Consider the following 18,385-nt stretch of genomic DNA (forward strand, 5'->3'; position numbering starts at 1 on the left):
CAACAAGGAGTCAAGATGGCGCAAGCCGGTACGCTGGAAATCCAGCACCTGAGCAAATCCTACGCAGTCAAGGAAGGCGACCTCGCCGTCCTGGAAGACGTGACCCTGCACATCGCCCCGGGCGAATTCGTCAGCATCGTCGGCACCAGCGGCTGCGGCAAGTCCACCCTGCTGCGCCTGATCGTGGGCCTGGAAGACCAGTACCAGGGCCAGGTCCTGCTGGATGGCCAGCGCATCGTCGGTACCAGCCTGCAACGGGGCATCGTGTTCCAGGAGCACCGTCTGTTCCCCTGGCTGACGGTGGAGGGCAACATCGAACTGGGTCTGCTCAATGCCCCCGGCACGCCCGCGCAAAAGCGCGAAGCGGTGCGCGAGCACATCGCCCTGGTGGGTCTGCAGGGCTTCGAGAAATCCTATCCGCACCAGCTCTCCGGCGGCATGGCCCAGCGCGTAGCCATTGCCCGTGCGCTGGTGAGCAAGCCCGAGATCCTGCTGCTGGACGAACCCTTCGGCGCCCTCGACGCCATGACCCGCGCCTACCTGCAGCAGGAGCTGCATCGCGTCTGGCAGGCCGAGGGTATCACCATGATCCTGGTGACCCATGATGTGGAAGAAGCCGTCTACCTCGGCGACAAGGTGGTGGTGATGGAACCGCGTCCGGGCCGCGTGCGGCGCATCGTCCCGGTCGATTTGGCGCATCCGCGTGCGCGTGGCGAGGCGGATTTTGCCGCTGTGAAGCAAAAGGTCCTGGACGAGTTCTCCCACGACAGTGCCAGCCTGGCCGAAGCGCCGCTCAAAGCGGATCCCGGGACTGTGCCCCAGCTGCCGGCCGCGCTGTGGCAATTCGCGATATGAAGGAATTGGTAAAAAACCAGAACCGCCGCCGTTTCCTGCGGGGCGGTGGCGCACTGGCCGGGGCTGCCCTGGCCTCCACCGCATCGGCCGCCGGCGCGCTGGCGGGACAGGCCCAGCCGCTGGAGGTGGCCCCATGGAGCAAGACGCCAGGCGAGCCGGCCCTGTGGCATCCCTACGGCCAGCCCTCTCCCTTCGAGGACAAGGTGGTGCGCCGCTCGCGCGGTGCAGCGCCCTTCCCCGGTGCCAATTCTTCGATGACGCCGCTGCAGGACCTGTTCGGCATCATCACCCCGACCGGCCTGGTATTCGAACGCCATCACGCCGGCATCCCGCTGATCGATCCAGCCCAACATCGACTGGCAGTGCATGGGCTGGTGGCGCGGCCGACGCTGTTTTCCATGGACGAGCTGGTGCGCCTGCCGTCGGTGTCGCGCATCCATTTCCTGGAGTGTTCCGGCAACACGGGGCGGGAATGGAAAGGTCCCGGCACGGCCTCGCTGCAGTTCAGCCATGGCTTGCTGTCCTGCTGCGAGTGGACCGGCGTGCCGCTATCGGTCCTGCTGGAGGAAGTAGGCGTGGACCCGCAAGCCGCCTGGATCCTGGCCGAAGGCGCGGATGCGGCCGGCATGACGCGCAGCATCCCGATGGCCAAGGCGCTCGATGACGCGCTGCTGGTCTATGCGCAGAACGGGGAGCGCCTGCGGCCCGAACACGGTTATCCCTTGCGCCTGTTCCTGCCTGGCTTCGAAGGCAACATGAGCGTGAAGTGGCTGCGCCGGCTCAAGGTCGGGCGCGAACCCTTCATGTCCCGCGAGGAGACCTCGAAATACACCGACTCCCTGCCCGATGGCACGGCGCGCCAATTCACTTTCCTGATGGAGACCAAGTCCGTCATCACCTTCCCGGCACCGGACCACCGGCTGCGCGAGCCCGGTTTCTACCAGATCGCCGGACTGGCCTGGACCGGGCGCGGGCGCATCCGGCGCGTGGATGTATCGGTGGACGGCGGGCGCAACTGGCAGGAGGCGCGCCTGCAGGAGCCGGTGCTGGACCGCGCCCTGACCCGCTTCACCCTGCCCTGGCGCTGGGATGGTGCGCCTGCCGTGCTGCAGAGCCGCGCCATCGACGAGACCGGCTACGTGCAGCCGAGCGGACGGCAATTGGTCCACGCCCGTGGACTGGAATCGAATTATCACTTCAATGCAATCCAGAGCTGGAAGGTAGGCGCCGATGGGATCATCAGCAATGTGCAGGTCTGAGCGCGCCTGGTTGGTGCTGGCGCTGCTGATGGCGATGGCCAGCAGCAGCAGCGCGGCCGAACGCCTCGCCCTGGGCCAGCCGCTGTCGGACGCCCAACTGGCGCGCTGGAACATCGATGTCGATGCGCAAGGGCGCGGCCTGCCTGCCGGCCGGGGCAGCGTGGCACAGGGCCAGCGGATCTACGCCCAGACCTGCGCGGCCTGCCATGGCGACAAGGGCCAGGGCAATCCGGCCGATGCGCTGGTCGGCGGCCAGGGCAGCCTGGCCACGGCCAAGCCGCTCAAGACCATCGGCAGCTTCTGGCCGTACGCCACCACGGTCTTCGATTTCATCAACCGCGCCATGCCCTACAACGCGCCCAAGAGCCTGAGCGCCGATGAGGTCTATGCGGTGACGGCCTACCTGCTGCATCTCAACGGCATCGTCCCGGCCAACACGGTCCTGGACGCCGCCAGCCTGCCGCAGGTGCGCATGCCCAACCGCGACGGCTTCATTGGTGACACCCGGCCCGACACCAGCAACGTAGCCTGCCAGCATTGTCCGCCGCCGGCCGCCGCCTCAACGCAGTAAGGATTTTCTTTTCCGCAGCACAGAGCCCGCAGTCCCATCCAACAAGGAGATTCGCCATGTCTGACACCCTGCTTGACATCCACCCGGTCGCCGGCCGCATCGGCGCTGAAGTGCGCAACATCCGCCTCTCGGCCGAGCTCGATGCGGTCACCTTCGCCGCCGTGCGGGCGGCGCTGCTGCACTACAAGGTGCTGTTCTTCCGAGGCCAGCACCATCTGGACGATGCCGCCCAGGAAGCCTTCGGCAAGCTGTGGGGCGAGCTGGTGGCGCATCCCACGGTACCGGTGCGCGACGGCACCGACTATCTGCTGGAGCTGGACTCCGAACATGGCGGCCGCGCCAACTCGTGGCACACCGATGTCACCTTCGACCTGGCCTACCCGCAGGCCTCGATCCTGCGCGGGGTGGTGATCCCGGCCGCAGGCGGCGATACGGTCTGGGCCAATACCGCACAGGCCTACCTGGACCTGCCGGCGCCGCTGCGCGCACTGGCCGACCAGCTGTGGGCGTTGCACACCAACGAATACGACTACGCCTCGCGCTTCAATACCAGCGAAGCGGGCCTGAAGCGCTACCGCGAGATCTTCACCTCCACCCTCTACGAGACCGAACACCCGGTGGTGCGGGTGCATCCGGAGACCGGGGAACGCACGCTGGTGCTGGGCCACTTCGTCAAGAAGCTGCTGGGCTATCCGACCTCCGACTCGGACCATCTGCTGCAACTGCTGGAGAGCTACGTGATCCGTCTGGAAAACACGGTGCGCTGGCGCTGGTCCGTGGGTGACGTCGCCATCTGGGACAATCGCGCCACCCAGCATTACGCCATCAACGATTACGGCGACCAGCATCGCGTGGTACGCCGCGTGACCGTGGCCGGTGACGTGCCGGTATCGGTGGACGGCCGCCAGAGCGTCTCGCGCAACGTGCGCCGCCAGGCCGCCGATTCGGTGCGTGCGCCCGAGGGCGTGGCGCAGCAGGCGGCGGTGCTGTCATGAGCACCCCGCGCCGTCAGATCAAGCTGGGGGCCTTCGTGATGGCCACCGGCCATCACGTGGCGGGCTGGCGTCATCCGGGTGCGCAGCCGGATGCGGGGCAGAACATCGCCCACTACAGGCAGATCGCCCAGGCCGCCGAGCGCGCCAAGTTCGATGCGCTGTTCCTGGCCGATGGCGTGGCCATCCGTGCGCATGACCAGGAGACCCTGCATCGCACCGCCCGCGCGGCCTCCTTCGAACCCTTGACGCTGCTGTCGGCCCTGTCACAGGTAACCGAACGCATCGGGCTGGTCGCCACCGTCTCGACCACCTACAACGAGCCCTATCACGTGGCCCGCAAGTTCGCCTCCCTGGATCATCTCAGCGACGGCCGCGCAGGCTGGAACGTGGTGACCTCGTGGTCCGAACACGAGGCGCAGAACTTCAACCTGGACAAGCATCCCGAGCACGCTGCCCGCTACCAGCGCGCCGAGGAATTCGTCGATGTGGTGCGCGGACTGTGGGACAGCTGGGAAGACGATGCCTTCCTCTACGACCGCGAGAGCGGCCTGCTCTTCGATCCTGAGAAACTGCACACCCTGCATCACCACGGCCAGCATTTCTCGGTCAAGGGACCGCTGAACGTGGCGCGGCCGGTGCAGGGCCATCCGGTGATCGTGCAGGCCGGTTCCTCCGAGGCCGGGCAGGACCTGGCCGCCCGCACGGCCGAAGTGATTTTCACGGCCCAGCAGTCGCTGGCCGATGCCCAGGCCTTCTACACCAGCCTCAAGTCGCGCATGGCGCGCCATGGCCGTGACCCGGACCAGCTCAAGATCATGCCGGGCGTGTTCCCGGTGGTCGGGCGCAGCCACAGCGAAGCGCAGGAAAAATATGAAGAACTGCAATCCCTGATCCATCCCAGTGTCGGGCTGTCGATGCTGCAGCAGCATCTGGGCGGCATCGACCTGTCCGGCTATCCGCTGGACGGACCGCTGCCGGAAGATTTGCGCGAGCCCAACGGGTCAAAGAGCCGTTTCCAGCTGGTCACGGCACTGGCACGGCGCGAGGGGCTGACGCTGCGCCAGCTTTACCTGCGCCTGGCGACGGCGCGCGGACATTGGTCGCTCTATGGCACACCGGAGAGCATCGTCGATGAGCTGGAGGCCTGGTTCACCCAAGGCGGTGCGGACGGCTTCAACATCATGCCGCCGACCTTGCCGGGCGGGCTGGACGATTTCATTGCGCTGGTGCTGCCGGAGTTGCGGCGGCGCGGTTTGTTCCGCACCGAATACGAGGGCCGGACCTTGCGCGAGAACCTTGGGCTGGCCAGGCCCGCGCACCAACGGCCGAGCCGGCCGGATAGCGCGCTGACCAAGGTGGCGTAGCAAGGTTCGGAACAGGTTTGCGCGGGTATGCGCCGCCCGCGCAAGCTAAGAAGAATTTCGCAGTTTGGTCCGGCGCTGCATGACCCTATGATGTCCTCATCCTTGCCATCCGCTGCAAGGCCGATTCCCGGACCTCTTCAGACACGACCTCATGAGCACAATCTCTCCCGACCTCCTGCAACGCATCGCCGACGGCGCTGCCCAGCGCGACGCCCAGCGCGAACAACCCTTTGACGTCATCGCCGAGGTCAAGGCCACCGGTTTCGGTGCCGGCCGCCTCGACGCCGACTACGGCGGTGGCGGCGCGAGCTTCGTCGAGACGCTCGATACGGCCATCCAGCTGGGTGCGGCCGATCCCAACGTCGCCCACATCTGGCGCAATCACCACGTCGCCCTCGAACGCCTGCTCAATGCACCTCTGCAGCATGCGGGCGTGCAGCGCCTGCGCGAGCGCGTGCGGGCCGGAGATCTGGTCGGCGCTTCCCACACCGAACTGGGCCAGCCCCAGATTGGCGGTAACGCACCGCTGGCCACGCGCCTGGTGCGCCAGGGCGATCACTACGTACTCAACGGCCAGAAGTTCTATTCCACCGGCTCGCTCTTCGCCGACTGGCTGCACGTGACCGTGTCGGTCGAGGATGGCCGCCGCGCCGTCGTGCTGCTGCCGCGCCAGCGTGAAGGCGTGCAGACTGTCGACGACTGGTTCGGCATGGGCCAGCGCCTCACCGGCAGTGGTACGACCGTCTTCGAAAACGTGGTGGTGGCCGCCGACGAAGTGGTCCTGCCGGATCAGGTACCGGCGCGCCAGGCCGTCTTCGGCTCGACCATCGCCCAGCTCTTCCTGACCTCGGTGATCGCCGGCGTGGTCAGCGCCGTTGCCCGTGACGGTGCCGCCCTGCTGGGCAAGCGCAAGCGCAATTACTACTACGCGCCTACGCCCTCGGCTGCGCAGGATCCCATCCTCCTGACCGCCCTGGGCGAACGCGATGCCGATGCCTTCGCCACCCGCGCCGTGGTGCTGGCCGCGGCCGCTGAAGCCGACCGCGCCTATGCCGCCCTGAAGGCCAATGCGTCTGACGCCGATGATCGCCTGCAAGATGCGGCCGCTGCCGCCGCCCGCGCCAAGATCACGGTGGACCGCATCGCCCATCACGCCGCCACGGCGCTGTTCGATATCGCCGGGGCCTCGGCCACGCTCGCGCAGTTCAACCTGGATCGCCACTGGCGCAATATCCGCACCATCTCCACCCACAACCCGACCTCGCACAAGGCCTATGCGCTGGGCAACCTGAGCGTGAACCAGGTCCGGCTGCCCACGCAAGGCTTCTTCTGAGCCTGACCCTGCCCGTAATACCCTGCGCCCGCCAGGGTTTTCATTTGGTTAGTTGTCCTATAAAGTAGACAAAAAACCAAATCAGGGACAGGCGCGGGCAGCATGAATCAACCAGCACCCACTCTGGCTGCGACAGGGGAGAAACCGGCCAGCGGTCAACAGGGCAAGCCGTCCAGCGGCAACGCGTGGCGGCTTCGCCGTTCGTGGCCATGTCTGCTGAAACGGCTCGCACTGCTGGGCCTGTTGGCCGCTGGCAGCGTCTGCATGACTGCGCACGCCCAGCCGCCAGGCGCACCTGCCAAGCTGTTGACCGTCGGCGTCTATCAGAATCCCCCCAAGATCTTCTTCGACGGCGAAGGGACGGCCAGCGGCCTGCACATCGACCTGATCCGGCTCATTGCCGAGCGCGAGCACTGGCAATTGCGCTTCGCCCCCTGTGAGTGGCAGGCCTGCCTGAAGCAGCTTGAGGAGGGCCGGATCGACCTGCTGCCCGACGTGGCCTGGACCGAGCAGCGCGAAAAGGTCTTCCAGTTCCCTTCCATACCGGCGCTCTACAGCTGGTCCATCCTTTATCGCAGCCGCTCGGTGGCGATCAATTCCGTCTTCGATCTCAAGGACAAGCGGATCGGCCTGCTCGAAAACTCGGTGCAGGCCAGTTATTTCCGCAACCTGATCGACAACTCCGGCATCAAGGTCCACCTGGTCATGCTGCCCAACGTCGAGAGCGGTTTCCGGATGGCGGCGGCGGGCGAGCTCGATGGCATCGTTGCCAGCCAGCAAGCGGGCGACATGCTGGCCGATCGTTATCATCTGGCCGATACCAGCATCGTGTTCCAGCCGGTCAAGCTGTTCTTTGCCAGTGGCAAGCAAGAGGACCCGGAAGTGCTGGCCGCGATCGACCGCGCGCTCAGCCAATGGCAGGCCGATCCTGATTCCGTGTATTTCCAGATCCTGCGCAAGTGGGGGCGCGGCAATACCAGCCTGCCCGCCCATGTCTGGTGGCTGCTGTGCGGCGCGCTGGCCTTGCTGCTGTGTGCCCTGCTGATTGCGGCCTACCTGCGGCGCGAAGTGGCACGCCGTACGGCACGGCTGCAGCAGAGCGAGACCTCGCTGCGCATCGCGGCGGCGGCCTTTCATTCGTCCGAGGCGATCTGGGTGCTCGATGCCGGGCGCAACGTGCTCGATGCCAATGCCGCCTTCATCGCCCTGACCGGCTACCAGCTGCACGAGCTGCCAGCGGAGGGAATGCCGCCCTGCCAGCGCGAGCAAGACCAGGAGGATTTTCGCGCCCGGCTATGGACGCTGGTCCAGCGCAACGGCAAATGGCAGGGAGAGGTGCGGGTCTGGCGCAAGAACGGCGAAACCTTCTGCGCCATGCTGACCCTGACCGCCGTGGCCGATCCGGCCGGACACATCACGCACTACGTCGGCACCCAGATCGACATCAGCGACCAGAAGCGCCTGCAGGACGAAACCCGGCAACTGGCCTTCTATGATCCGCTCACCGGCCTGCCCAACCGCCGCCTGCTGCTCGACCAGATCGCCGCCGCCAGCTATCTCGGCCAGCCCTCAGCGCTGTTCTTCATCGACATCGACAATTTCAAGGATCTCAACGATGCCCTCGGGCATTCCATCGGCGACCGCCTGCTCTGCCAGATCGCCGCACGCCTGCAGGAACTGGCTGGCGGGGCCCTGGTCGCCCGCCTGGGCGGTGATGAATTCGTGATCCTGCAGCAGCAGCCCCTGGCCTCGCCAGCCCTCATCGAAGAGAGCGCCTGCGGATTCGCACAGCGCATCGTGGCGGCCATGGAGCAGCGCTTCGACCTGGACGGACTCAGTCATTTCGCGACCTGCTCGGTCGGCATCGCCCTCATGCACGGACAAGGGGCCAGCGTCGAAGACCTGTTGCGCCAGGGCGACCTGGCGATGTATGCGGCCAAGCAGAAGGGGCGCAATACCAGCTGCCTGTTTGACCAGGCGATGGAACATGCGCTGCATTTCCGCACCGGTCTGGAAAGCGACCTGCGGCGCGCCATCGGCAGCAGCGAATTCCTGCTGCACTATCAGCCGCAGCGCGACCAGGCCGGCAACCTGATCGGCGTGGAAGCGCTGGCGCGCTGGAACAGTCCTTTCCGTGGCAGCGTCTCGCCGGCCATCTTCATTCCGGTGGCCGAAGCCTCGGGATTGATCCTGCCGCTGGGTCACTGGGTGTTCCAGCAGGCATGCCGGCAGTCGGTGCGCTGGAACCGCGAAGGCCGGCGGGTACCGGTGGTCATTGCCGTCAACGTCAGTGCTGTCCAGGTGCGCCAGCCGGACTTCGTGAAGTGCATCCTGGAGACCCTGCAAGCGACCGGTGCCGATCCCTGCCATCTCAAGCTGGAGCTGACCGAGTCCGCCATGGTCGAGGATGTGCAGGCCACCATCGAAAAGATGATGGAACTCAAGCAGCACGGCCTGGCCCTGTCGCTGGACGATTTCGGGACGGGATATTCGTCGCTGTCGCTGCTCAAGCGGCTGCCGATCGACCAGCTCAAGATCGATCAGTCCTTCGTGCGCGAATTGCTTTTCGCGCCCAGCGACGTGGCCATCGCCAAGAGCATCATCACCCTGGCTGATGCGCTGGGGCTGGAAGTCATTGCCGAGGGCGTGGAAACCCGCGAGCAGCAGCAGTTCCTGGCGGCGCTGGGGTGTACGCGCTATCAGGGCTACCTGTTCGGCAGGCCGGTGCCTGCGGAACAGTTTGATGACGTGATGTGAGGCATGGGTTGCCGGCTCGAATGAACGCTTGAATGAACGCCCGAATTCAAGCGCGAATTCAGGTGTGAATTCAGGCTTGATTTCACCCCTGAATTCGCGCGTGTTGCCTCATTCAATGGGTGGCGCGACGCTCCGCCATGGTCAGGTATTCCGCATGCAGGTGCGCTGCTTCCAGCACCTTGCGGCATTTGGCGCGCTCTGCCGGCAAGGCCGCCAGTTCATGCTGCAGCAGCTGTTCGATAATCTCGGCGGCCTCCATCGGTTCGGTCCCCGCCGTCTGCATGGCCAGCAGGCAGTTGCGGACCGTGGCGCGCACCAGCTCGGCGATCGGTTCATCCTGTTCCGACATCTCACACAGCCGCACGATGATGCCCAGATGACGCCGCGCGATGCTCATGGCATTGGTACACATGTCTCCCTCCTTGTTATGCAAACCAAGATAGGACGTGGCCATCCACACCGCCATCAGGCGTTTCCTGATTTCAACATCGACAAGCAGCGCGCATTCCCGGGCGATGAAAAGCCTGCCTTGCGTAATCTGCCGCCATGATTTTTTCATCGTGCCGCCTGTCGTCCTAAACAAGAACACGTCTCATTCGTCAACCAGAGAACGGGCCCTTCGGTTCGTGCCAGCACCGCTGGCGATCCCTCTTTGCGACCACGCTCCTGACCATGACGACAAGAAAAACCTGCCGCACTTCCCCGCACGCCCGCGCTCTCCTGCCCTCTCCCGTGGCCCGTCCCCGCCTGATGGTGCAGGCGCTGCGCCTGGCCTTGCTGGGCCTGCCCGCCGCCGCCCCCGCCTGGGCGCAGACCACCACCGATGCCACGCTGCCCCAGGTCACCGTCACCGCCGGCCAGGAAGAACAGGCCACCGGCCCGGTCCACGGTTTCGTCGCCAAGCGCAGCGCCACCGCGACCAAGACTGATACCCCCATCACCGAAACTCCGCAATCGATCTCGGTCGTCACGGCCGACCAGATCGCCACCCAGCAGGCGCGTTCCGTCTCGGAGGCACTGGGCTACAGCAGCGGCATCCAGGTCTCCAATGGCGCCTTCGCCATTTCCGAAACGGCCTCGCTGCTGCGCGGCTTCCCCATCAACAATGGTGGCTCGCTCTATCGCGACGGCACGCTCACCGCCTCCAACGCCAGCTACAGCCGCTACGCGCCGGAACCCTACGGACTGGAACGCATCGAGCTGCTGCATGGACCGGCTTCGGTGATGTTCGGGCAGAACGCGCCGGGCGGTCTGATCAACGTGGTCTCCAAGAAACCGACCACCACTACCCTGCGTGAACTGCAGCTGCAGGCCGGCAGTTTTGATCGCAAGCAGGTGGCCGCCGACTTCGGTGGCGCGCTCGATGAAGGCGGGGTCTGGTCCTATCGCATCACCGGGCTGGCGCGCGACGCCGGGACCCAGGTCGATGGCACCGTCGATCGCCGCCTGTTCCTGGCACCGGCCATCACCTGGCGTCCGTCCGACCGCACCGAATGGACCGGCCGCTTCGAATACCAGCGCAGCGAAGGCCTGTCCAACAACGTCTTCCCGGCCAGCGGCACGGTCACGGCCAATCCCAACGGGCAGATCCCGACCAGCACGGCTGTGGGCCGCAGCGCCGACAACAGTGAGCGCTACGAGAACTGGTCGCTCAGCTCGCAGTTTTCGCATCAGTTCAACGAGGTGTGGAGTTTCCGCCAGAACCTGCGCTATACGGATTACAACGGCACCCGCAACAGCATGCGCTTCGCCGCCTTCTATCCGGCCACGCAGTCGGCGACCGCCGCCCTGCAGCGCTGGCGACTGGGTACCGAGTCCGATACCTTCACCGCCGACAACCAGCTGCAGGCCGACTTCAGCACCGGTGCCGTGCAGCACAAGGTGTTGATGGGGGTGGACTTCCATCACACCGCAGGCACGGTACGCGGTTATGTCAGTCCCAATACGCTGGCCGGTTATGTGCTCTCCAATCTTTACACGACCAGCTACGGCAATCTGCCCGCCGTATCCGAGAACTACAATCTGCGCACCGTGGATGACCAACTGGGCTTCTATCTGCAGGACCAGCTGAAGATCGCCGAACGCTGGTTTGTCTCCGCCGGCATCCGCCACGACCGCTCGCAACAGACCGTCAGCAATGCCATCGCGCGCACCCGGACCGAGCGCAGCGACCGCGCCAACACGCGCAACCTGGGGCTGGTGCATGAGTTGGCCAATGGCGTCTCGCCCTACCTGAGCTACACCGAATCCTTCACGCCCACCACCGGCACCAGTTTCGGCGGCGACATGCTCAAGCCTGAACGCGCCAAGCAATATGAAGCCGGCGTGAAATACGCACCCGTCAATACCAATGCGCTCTTCACGCTGGCGGTATTCGACCTGCGACGCCAGAACGTGGCGACCACCGACCTGGCCCATGCCGGCTACTCGGTGCAGACCGGTGCGGCCCGCTCCAAGGGCGTGGAACTGGAAGGCAAGCTGTCCCTCAACGAGGGCCTGAGCCTGACCTCCAGCTACAGCTATACCAACGCCAAGGTCACCAGCAACAATGCCACCAGCAGCAGCACCAACACCGAGGGCAAGGCCTTGCCCGGCGCGGCCAGACACAATGCAGGCGTGCTGGCGGACTATGCCTTCCAGCGCGGCGCGCTGGCCGGTGCGCATGTGTCGGCAGGCGTGCGCTACATCGGGCGTTCCTACGGCAATGCGCTCAACACCTTCGAGGTGCCTTCGGTCACGCTGCTGGACTTCGGCGCGCGCCTGGACCTGGGCCGCATCAATGCGGACTGGCGCAACTTCGAGCTGGCCTTCAAGCTCAACAACGTGACTGATCGGGTCTACGCCTTCTGCTCTGAACTCTGCGAGTATGGCGCGCGCCGCACCGGTCTCGTGCAGTTGACCACGCGATGGTAAGCACGCTGTCCGCCTGGCTGTGCCGCTTTGCGCCACGCCGCCACCACCTGGTCCTGCTGCATCGATGGACCGGGCTGGCCATCGCCTTGTTCCTGCTGGCGGCCTGCCTCACCGGCAGCCTCCTGAGTTTCGAAGAGGAGCTCGATACCTGGCTGGCACCCGAGCTGCACCTGGCGCAGCCGGCGCCGGGCCAGGCGGCCACTGCGATGCTCGATCCTTACCAGTTGCGCGCACGGGTGGAACGGGCGCTGGGACCGCAGGCACAGGTGAACCAGTTGATCCTGCATCCGCAACCGGGGCGCACGGTGCGCTTCATCGCGGAACCGGCGCTGGATCCGGCCAGCGGCAAGCCCTATCGGCTCAGTTATGACGAAGTCTTTGCCAATCCCTACGATGGCACGGTGCAGGGCGTGCGCGACCGCAACGCGATCAGCCTGCGGCCCGCGCAGCTGATGCCCTTCCTGTTCAAGGTGCATCATTCGATGGCCCTGCCGCGCGTGCCGGGCGCGCTGCTGATGGGCATCGTGGCGCTGCTATGGACCCTCGACTGCTTCGTCGGCATGATCCTCACCTGGCCGCGCGCGCGGCCCTTCCTGGTGAAATGGAAACCGGCCTGGCTCATCAAGTGGCAGGCCGGTTTCTATCGCGTCAATCTCGATCTGCATCGTGCCTGCGGCCTGTGGCTATGGGTGATGTTGTTGCTGATCGCATGGTCCAGCGTGATGTTCAACCTGCGCGACCAGATCTATCTGCCGGTGATGTCGCAGATCCTGCCCTTCGATACCAGCTGGCGCGGCCGACCGCCACTGCCCAAGCCGCTGGCGCAGCCGCCGCTGGAATGGCCGCAGGCCCATGCCATGGCACGTGCGGCCATGGCGCGCTTCGCGCAGGAACGTGGCCTGACCGTCGACTTCGAGGAAAAACTGAGTATGGATCGTCGCAGGGGCTTGTATGCATACATGGTCCACAGCAATGCAGACATCCGCAGCGACGCCGGCAATACCGGCTTGCTGATCGACCCCGCCACCGGCGATATCCGTGGCCACTGGCTGCCGCAGGGCGACCGCAGCGGCAATACTTTCAGCAACTGGATCGGCGCACTGCACATGGGCCAGGTGTTCGGCCTGCCATGGCGCATCTTCCTGGCCGTGCTGGGCGTGCTGGTGAGCGTGCTCACCGTGACCGGCATCGTCATCTGGTGGAAGAAACGCGCAGCGCGCGCTCCACGTCCGGTCAGGGCGGCGGTGTCAGCGCGAGGCACTGGCGGCAGCTTGCCTGGGCATCGCGGATCAGGAAATTGACCAGCGTGACCGAGATGCCCAGTTCGGTTGCGATCTCGCGCTGGCTCAGTCCGGTCAGGCGATACAGCTCGAAGGCCCGCCGGGTACGGGCAGGCAAGCCGTCCAGCGCCTGGCTCACCAGTGCCAGGGTCTGGCGGCCAATGGCGATGGCCTCGGGACCCTGCGCTTCTTCGTGGATGTCTTCGCCGGCTTCTTCCTCGGCAAAGACATCGCTTTCAAAACGGCAGCGGCGATGACGATCGATCGCCAGGTTGCGCACGATGCGCATCAGGTAGGCCTGCGGCTGGCGGATGGCGCAGTTTTCCTGTTCCTGCACTTCACGGATCTTGAGATAGGCATCCTGCACCACGTCATCGGCGCGATGCGGACATCCCAGAATGCGCTGGGCCGCCTCGCGCAAGCGCTGGCGCTGGCCGATGAAGTGCTGTTGCAGGCCGGTGGGGGTGGCGGCGGTGGCGTGATGCATGCGTCCGGGTCTCCTCGTGAAGTGCTACCAGCGATAGCGGGCACTGAGCACGGCGGTGCGCTCCTCGGCCCAGAAACAGGTCAGCGTCGGCTCGGCCAGGCAGGACGTGCTGCGGCGATTGGCCAGGTTGCTGACGTTGAGGGCATAGCGCCAATGGCCCTGGTCCAGCCGCAACATCGCGTCGAGCAGCACCGTGGCGGCGTTGCGCACGCTGTTGTCGGCATTGGCGTAACTGGCCCCCGTATAGCGCGCGCCGGCACCCACGCCCAGGCCGGGCAAGTCTTCGCCCGGCGTGTAGTCCAGCCACAGGCTGGCGGCATGGCGCGGCACCAGCATCGGCGTCTTGCCGACCAACGCCGGATCGGCATGGGCCGTATTGATGGCCTGCGTCCAGGTGTAGGCCGCCAGCAGGTTCAGACCCGGCGAGAGTGCACCGCGCGCTTCCAGCTCCAGGCCGCGCGAGCGTACCTGGCTCTGGTCGACCGAGAAATTGGCGTTCTGCGGATCGCTGGTGAGGACGTGATCCTTGGTGGTCTGGAACAGCGCAGCGGTGTAGAGCGCCCGCCCCGCCTCGGGCTGGAACTTGATGCCGGCTTCGATCTGACGTCCGTGGCTGGGGGAGAACGGCCGGCCCGCCACATCCTGCCCAGGCTGCGGCAGGAAGGACGTGCTCACGCTCAGATACGGCACCAGCGACGACATCAGCTTCCACGACACACCGGCGCGATGACTGAGCGCATGGGCGCGCGTGTCGGTGCGCACTGCCGTGCTCAGGTTGCGGGTGGTGTCGGTGACGCGGTCGTAGCGGCTGCCCAGCGTCCAGACCAGTGAGCCGTCACGAATCTGGTCCTGCACGTAGAGCCCGGTCTGCTGCATGTCCTCCTGCAAGCGCGCGACCAGTTGCGAGGCCATGGCGATGGGCACGCCATACACCGGTGCGTCCAGGTCCAGACTGGGTGCGCTGCCGCGATAACGTTGCTCGTCCTGATGCAGGCGAGTCAGGTCCAGGCCCAGCACCACGGTGTGTTCAGCGTCACCCTGCTGCAACTGGCCCTGCAGGCGCGTATCGAGCTGGCTGCTTTGCAGTTGCGTGTCGTAGCGTGCCGCCATGCGGGTGAGCACGCTGCCACTGAGACTGACCGGATTGAGGACCGAATACTGGGACCGCAAGCCGGCCTGGCGGAAATCCTGCAGCAGCTGCCAGCGCTCATCCAGACGATGCGCCAGTTGCCAGCCCAGCGACCATTGCTCGCCGCGCTGGCGGTCGATGCCGGGATCGCCTACCAGCGTGTGGGTGAGGCTGCCGTCGGCATTGACGGCGGTCCAGCGGCTGCTGCCGTTGCGGTCCTTGAGGTAGTCGGCCAGCAAGATGAGGCTGGTGTCGCTGCCCAGGCGCAGCTTGAGCGAGGGGGCCAGATACAGGCGGTCGTTCTCCACGGCGCGGCCATTGCCGTAACGGAACTGGGTATCGCTCTCTCGCACCAGCGCCACGAGACGCGCCTGCGCCTGCCCATCCTCAGCCAGCGTGCCGCTGAGGTCGGCGGCCAGCTGGCGCGTGTTGAACGTTCCCGCCGACAGCACCAGTTCATCGGGCGACTCCGCGCCGGCCAGTTTGCTGATGCGGTTGACCACCCCGCCCGGATCGGCCTGGCCAATGGTGGCCGAGGCCGCACCGCGCAGCACTTCGACCCGCTCCAGTCCATAGGCTTCAGTGCGGAACATGCCGAAGCCCGCCACCAGCTGGCGCAGGCCGTTGAGGTAGTTGCTGGTGTTCTGCGCATTGATGAAGCCGCGCAGGTTGAAATAGTCGTAGCCACGCGGATCCACGCCATGGGTCTGGGTGTTGGCCCCCGGCAGGTAGCGCAGCGCGTCCATGACGCTGGCGGCTCCGCGTGCGTCCATTTCCTCACGCGTGACGACCGAGAGCGATTGCGGGATCTCCAGCAGCGGTGTGGCGGTGCGGGTTGCAGTCTGGCCGTGGGTGGCGGCGTAGTCTGGCTGCCCCTCGTGCATCGCCACAGGGTCGGGACGGCCGATGATGACGACCTGTTTCAGGCGTTGGCCCTGCTCGGGGATGAGGTCATTGCCGGAGCGCGCCGGCCCCTGCCATTGCAGGCCATAGCCGCCGCCCGGGGTGCGCACGGCCCGCAGGCCGGATCCGGCCAGCAGCTGCGCGAGGGCATCTTCCACCGCCAGATCGGCGTCGAGGGCGGGGGCAGTTCGGCCCTGCACCATGTCCGGCGCATAGGAGAGCGTGATGCCAGCCAGACGCGCGAACCGGTTCAGGGCTTCGTCCAGCGGTCCGGCAGCGAGCTGGTAATGGCGATGCACTGCCCTCGCCTCCTGCGCCCAGGCGAATCCGCCGAAGCCCGGCACGGCACAGGCCAGCAGCAGCCCGAGCACGAGGCAGGGGCGGCGCAGACGGTCAGCGTGCAGTCGCGGCGGGATGAAGGCGGGCATGGAAAATGACAAGAACATTCACTGGTTTCATGAGGTATGCCGAAGCAGGCCCCCAAAACCCGCAATCCCTGCCAGAAAATTCTTATCGGCTGTTTAGCGCCGTCACCCGGACCCAGAAGCGGGTACGCTGTTCGATGCGCACCGGCAGCGCTTGCGCCAGCGATTCCAGCGCTGCATCGCCATCGCGCAGCTGGAACACGCCCGACACCTTCAGGGATGCCACGGCGTCCTCGCAGACCAGCCATCCGTGGCGATAGCGTGCCATCTCGGCCAGTACATCACCCAGGCGCATGTCGCGCGCCACCAGCGAGCCATCGAGCCAGGCCGTGGGGTCCATGGCGGCCGCCGGAATGGCCTGCCGCCGCAGCTCGCCGCGCGTATCGATCTCCACCGTTTCGCCGGGGACGATCACGGTGCGCGTGCCCTGCCCCGGGTCCACGGCCACCCGCCCTTCCAGCACGCTCAGGCGGGTCACGCCCTCTTGCTGGCGCACGGCGAAGCGCGTGCCCAGCGCCTGCAGGCGGGCCTGGGCGGTCTGGACCAGGAAGGGGCGATGGCGGGGCGAGAGTGCATCGCGCCCGGTATCGATGAAGATTTCGCCGTGTTCCAGCGCGATCAGGCGCTGCTCCGCATTGAACTGCAGGCGCACGGCCGTCGCGGTATTGAGGGCCAGTTGCGTGCCGTCGCCCAGGGTCACGCGGCGCTGGTCGCCGGTCCCGGTGGCGTAGCGCTGGCCGGCGAGGCTATCGAACAGCCCGGCCTGGCGTGCGGCCAGGCTAGCCAGGGCTACGCTGCCCAGGCCCAGAGCCACCCCGCCCAGCCAGCGACGACGCGACTGGCGGCGGCTGCGCGAGCGGTTCAGCGCCGAGAGCGGCTGCTGCCATTGCGCAGGGGCGACCGGCAAGGCCACCAGCCGCTGAAATTGGGCTTCTGAGGCCATCAGCTCGGACCACACGCTTTCATGACGGCCATCTGCCGCGCGCCAGGCATCGATGCGGGCTTGCAAGGCGGGATCCGGCGCCACACCGGAGGGCTGCGCCCGCAGCTGAACCAGCCAGGCGATGGCTTGTTCCAGGACCGGATCAGGTGGGGCCGAAGGCATTGGATTGGCGGACATCAGCGTGAAGGATGCGCTTCAGCGGGCTTGCCAGGCTTGCCGCATCAGGTAGCAATGGCGGATGGCGGCCGCCATGTATTTTTCGACGCTGCTCAGCGAGACACCCATGCGCCGGGCGATCTCGGCATAGCCCAGGTCGTCCAGCCGGGACATCAGGAAAGCCTCGCGCGGCTTGGCCCCCAGGCCTTCGAGCATGGCGTCGATGGTGGCCAGCGCTTCCACCAGCAGCATCCTGGCCTCGGGCGAGATCACTTCCGGTACCGGCAGATGGGCGATGGCCTCCAGGCAGGCGCGTTCGACCTCGTCGCGCCGGACCTTGTCCACCACCAGGCCCTGCGCGATGCGGGTCAGCCAGGCGCGCGGTTCGCGTACATCAGCCAGCACTTGCGGCTTGCCCAGCACCCGCAGGAAGGTATCCTGGGCCAGGTCGGCCGCATCGCTGCTGCTGCCCAGCTTGCGTCGCAGCCACTGCTGCAGCCAGCCATGATGCTCGCGGTAGAGCGAGTCGATGTGCTGGGCGTCGGCGGGGTGCGGGACGGGCATGAGGGAGTCGGTAGTCTCTAAATAATAATAATTCTCATTTTAGCGGCGGATATGAAGTTTGACAACGGTGGGAAAGGTACGCTGCGTTGCGATGGATGTTTTAATGCTGTATAACTACATCATTATTCTCTGCATGATGCATTTATGCGCCATAAATCGGATTTCCTTACTGCGACAGTACACGACACGCTGACCCAGCTTGGACTGCGAATCCGGCGCGCGCGCAAAGCGCGCAAATTGTCGTTGTCGCAATTGGAACAGATCACCCGCATCCACCGCTCGACCTTGGGCAGACTGGAGTTGGGTGACCCGGGCGTTTCCATTGGCGGCTTCCTCGCCGTACTGGAAGCCTTGCAAGAGCTATCGGATGTCGAATTGCTGGTCAACCGCCCGGAAACTCCGCGGCACTTGCGCGATGCGCCGTCGCCAATAGTCGATCAGGACTTCTGAC

The 18,385-nt window shown here is 65.9% G+C and carries 15 protein-coding genes; 10 read left to right on the forward strand and 5 right to left on the reverse strand.

Annotation, left to right across the window (positions count from 1 at the left end):
* The first annotated feature begins 15 nt into the window (after window positions 1-15).
* The 7 genes from JOD78_RS03480 (at window position 16) to JOD78_RS03510 (ending at window position 9,134) form a co-directional block, all read left to right on the forward strand.
* On the forward strand, window positions 16-855 hold the full coding sequence (locus JOD78_RS03480; RefSeq protein ID WP_209569784.1) for an ABC transporter ATP-binding protein: 840 nt from the start codon (window positions 16-18) through the stop codon (window positions 853-855).
* Window positions 852-2,114: a sulfite dehydrogenase gene (soxC, locus tag JOD78_RS03485; RefSeq protein WP_209569781.1), complete on the forward strand. Its 1,263-nt coding sequence runs from the start codon at window positions 852-854 to the stop codon at window positions 2,112-2,114. The genes JOD78_RS03480 and soxC overlap by 4 nt, the downstream gene beginning before the upstream one ends.
* On the forward strand, window positions 2,101-2,685 hold the full coding sequence (locus JOD78_RS03490) for a cytochrome c (RefSeq protein WP_209569779.1): 585 nt from the start codon (window positions 2,101-2,103) through the stop codon (window positions 2,683-2,685). Before soxC ends, JOD78_RS03490 begins: the two co-directional genes overlap by 14 nt.
* Before the next feature lie 56 nt (window positions 2,686-2,741).
* Complete coding sequence (locus JOD78_RS03495) at window positions 2,742-3,680, forward strand: TauD/TfdA family dioxygenase (protein WP_209569777.1); 939 nt, start codon at window positions 2,742-2,744, stop codon at window positions 3,678-3,680.
* Window positions 3,677-5,044 (forward strand): LLM class flavin-dependent oxidoreductase, encoded by a 1,368-nt coding sequence (locus JOD78_RS03500; protein ID WP_204726402.1) that lies wholly within the window; start codon window positions 3,677-3,679, stop codon window positions 5,042-5,044. Before JOD78_RS03495 ends, JOD78_RS03500 begins: the two co-directional genes overlap by 4 nt.
* A gap of 151 nt (window positions 5,045-5,195) precedes the next feature.
* Window positions 5,196-6,377, forward strand: coding sequence for an acyl-CoA dehydrogenase family protein (locus tag JOD78_RS03505; RefSeq protein ID WP_121045516.1), 1,182 nt, complete (start codon window positions 5,196-5,198; stop codon window positions 6,375-6,377).
* A 102-nt stretch (window positions 6,378-6,479) separates the two neighbouring features.
* Window positions 6,480-9,134: an EAL domain-containing protein gene (locus tag JOD78_RS03510; protein WP_209569775.1), complete on the forward strand. Its 2,655-nt coding sequence runs from the start codon at window positions 6,480-6,482 to the stop codon at window positions 9,132-9,134.
* 112 nt (window positions 9,135-9,246) lie between these two features.
* Here JOD78_RS03510 and JOD78_RS03515 read toward each other — a convergent pair whose 3' ends face one another.
* Window positions 9,247-9,546 carry a hypothetical protein gene (locus JOD78_RS03515; RefSeq protein ID WP_039785778.1) on the reverse strand — a complete coding sequence of 100 codons (300 nt, stop codon included), beginning with the start codon at window positions 9,544-9,546 and terminating at the stop codon, window positions 9,247-9,249.
* 260 nt (window positions 9,547-9,806) lie between these two features.
* On the opposite strand from JOD78_RS03515, the gene JOD78_RS03520 reads away from it, so the two are divergent.
* The gene (locus tag JOD78_RS03520; protein ID WP_209569773.1) at window positions 9,807-12,047 is read left to right on the forward strand and encodes a TonB-dependent siderophore receptor; all 2,241 of its coding nucleotides are present in this window, start codon (window positions 9,807-9,809) and stop codon (window positions 12,045-12,047) included.
* Complete coding sequence (locus tag JOD78_RS03525) at window positions 12,041-13,348, forward strand: PepSY-associated TM helix domain-containing protein (RefSeq protein WP_209569771.1); 1,308 nt, start codon at window positions 12,041-12,043, stop codon at window positions 13,346-13,348. Before JOD78_RS03520 ends, JOD78_RS03525 begins: the two co-directional genes overlap by 7 nt.
* Here the strand turns inward: JOD78_RS03525 and JOD78_RS03530 are convergent.
* From JOD78_RS03530 to JOD78_RS03545, 4 genes are all read right to left on the reverse strand, one after another.
* A complete protein-coding gene (locus JOD78_RS03530) occupies window positions 13,281-13,814 on the reverse strand; it encodes an RNA polymerase factor sigma-70 (RefSeq protein WP_209569769.1) in 534 nt (177 codons plus the stop codon). The genes JOD78_RS03525 and JOD78_RS03530 overlap by 68 nt on opposite strands.
* Window positions 13,815-13,838: 24 nt before the next feature.
* Complete coding sequence (locus JOD78_RS03535; protein ID WP_209569767.1) at window positions 13,839-16,292, reverse strand: TonB-dependent siderophore receptor; 2,454 nt, start codon at window positions 16,290-16,292, stop codon at window positions 13,839-13,841.
* Between the two features lie 64 nt (window positions 16,293-16,356).
* Entirely contained in the window at window positions 16,357-17,391 is a 1,035-nt protein-coding gene (locus tag JOD78_RS03540; RefSeq protein ID WP_209569765.1) for a FecR family protein, read from the reverse strand.
* Between the two features lie 18 nt (window positions 17,392-17,409).
* Window positions 17,410-17,934: a sigma-70 family RNA polymerase sigma factor gene (locus tag JOD78_RS03545; RefSeq protein ID WP_209569763.1), complete on the reverse strand. Its 525-nt coding sequence runs from the start codon at window positions 17,932-17,934 to the stop codon at window positions 17,410-17,412.
* A gap of 144 nt (window positions 17,935-18,078) precedes the next feature.
* Here JOD78_RS03545 and JOD78_RS03550 point away from each other — a divergent pair, with 144 nt between their 5' ends.
* Window positions 18,079-18,384: a helix-turn-helix domain-containing protein gene (locus JOD78_RS03550; RefSeq protein ID WP_134136366.1), complete on the forward strand. Its 306-nt coding sequence runs from the start codon at window positions 18,079-18,081 to the stop codon at window positions 18,382-18,384.
* Window position 18,385 lies beyond the last annotated feature (1 nt).

This window comes from Herbaspirillum sp. 1130 (assembly GCF_017833835.1).
Lineage (GTDB): Bacteria > Pseudomonadota > Gammaproteobacteria > Burkholderiales > Burkholderiaceae_D > Herbaspirillum > Herbaspirillum huttiense.

Bases quoted from the DNA above. Each gene is read 5' to 3' on its own strand.
- JOD78_RS03540 (WP_209569765.1), bottom strand. From the start codon at position 17,391: ATGTCCGCCAATCCAATGCCTTCGGCCCCACCTGATCCGGTCCTGGAA.
- JOD78_RS03490 (WP_209569779.1), top strand. From the start codon at position 2,101: ATGTGCAGGTCTGAGCGCGCCTGGTTGGTGCTGGCGCTGCTGATGGCG.
- JOD78_RS03515 (WP_039785778.1), bottom strand. From the start codon at position 9,546: ATGTGTACCAATGCCATGAGCATCGCGCGGCGTCATCTGGGCATCATC.
- JOD78_RS03520 (WP_209569773.1), top strand. From the start codon at position 9,807: ATGACGACAAGAAAAACCTGCCGCACTTCCCCGCACGCCCGCGCTCTC.
- JOD78_RS03480 (WP_209569784.1), top strand. From the start codon at position 16: ATGGCGCAAGCCGGTACGCTGGAAATCCAGCACCTGAGCAAATCCTAC.
- JOD78_RS03495 (WP_209569777.1), top strand. From the start codon at position 2,742: ATGTCTGACACCCTGCTTGACATCCACCCGGTCGCCGGCCGCATCGGC.
- JOD78_RS03545 (WP_209569763.1), bottom strand. From the start codon at position 17,934: ATGCCCGTCCCGCACCCCGCCGACGCCCAGCACATCGACTCGCTCTAC.
- JOD78_RS03535 (WP_209569767.1), bottom strand. From the start codon at position 16,292: ATGTTCTTGTCATTTTCCATGCCCGCCTTCATCCCGCCGCGACTGCAC.
- JOD78_RS03500 (WP_204726402.1), top strand. From the start codon at position 3,677: ATGAGCACCCCGCGCCGTCAGATCAAGCTGGGGGCCTTCGTGATGGCC.
- JOD78_RS03525 (WP_209569771.1), top strand. From the start codon at position 12,041: ATGGTAAGCACGCTGTCCGCCTGGCTGTGCCGCTTTGCGCCACGCCGC.
- JOD78_RS03510 (WP_209569775.1), top strand. From the start codon at position 6,480: ATGAATCAACCAGCACCCACTCTGGCTGCGACAGGGGAGAAACCGGCC.
- soxC (WP_209569781.1), top strand. From the start codon at position 852: ATGAAGGAATTGGTAAAAAACCAGAACCGCCGCCGTTTCCTGCGGGGC.
- JOD78_RS03530 (WP_209569769.1), bottom strand. From the start codon at position 13,814: ATGCATCACGCCACCGCCGCCACCCCCACCGGCCTGCAACAGCACTTC.
- JOD78_RS03505 (WP_121045516.1), top strand. From the start codon at position 5,196: ATGAGCACAATCTCTCCCGACCTCCTGCAACGCATCGCCGACGGCGCT.
- JOD78_RS03550 (WP_134136366.1), top strand. From the start codon at position 18,079: ATGCGCCATAAATCGGATTTCCTTACTGCGACAGTACACGACACGCTG.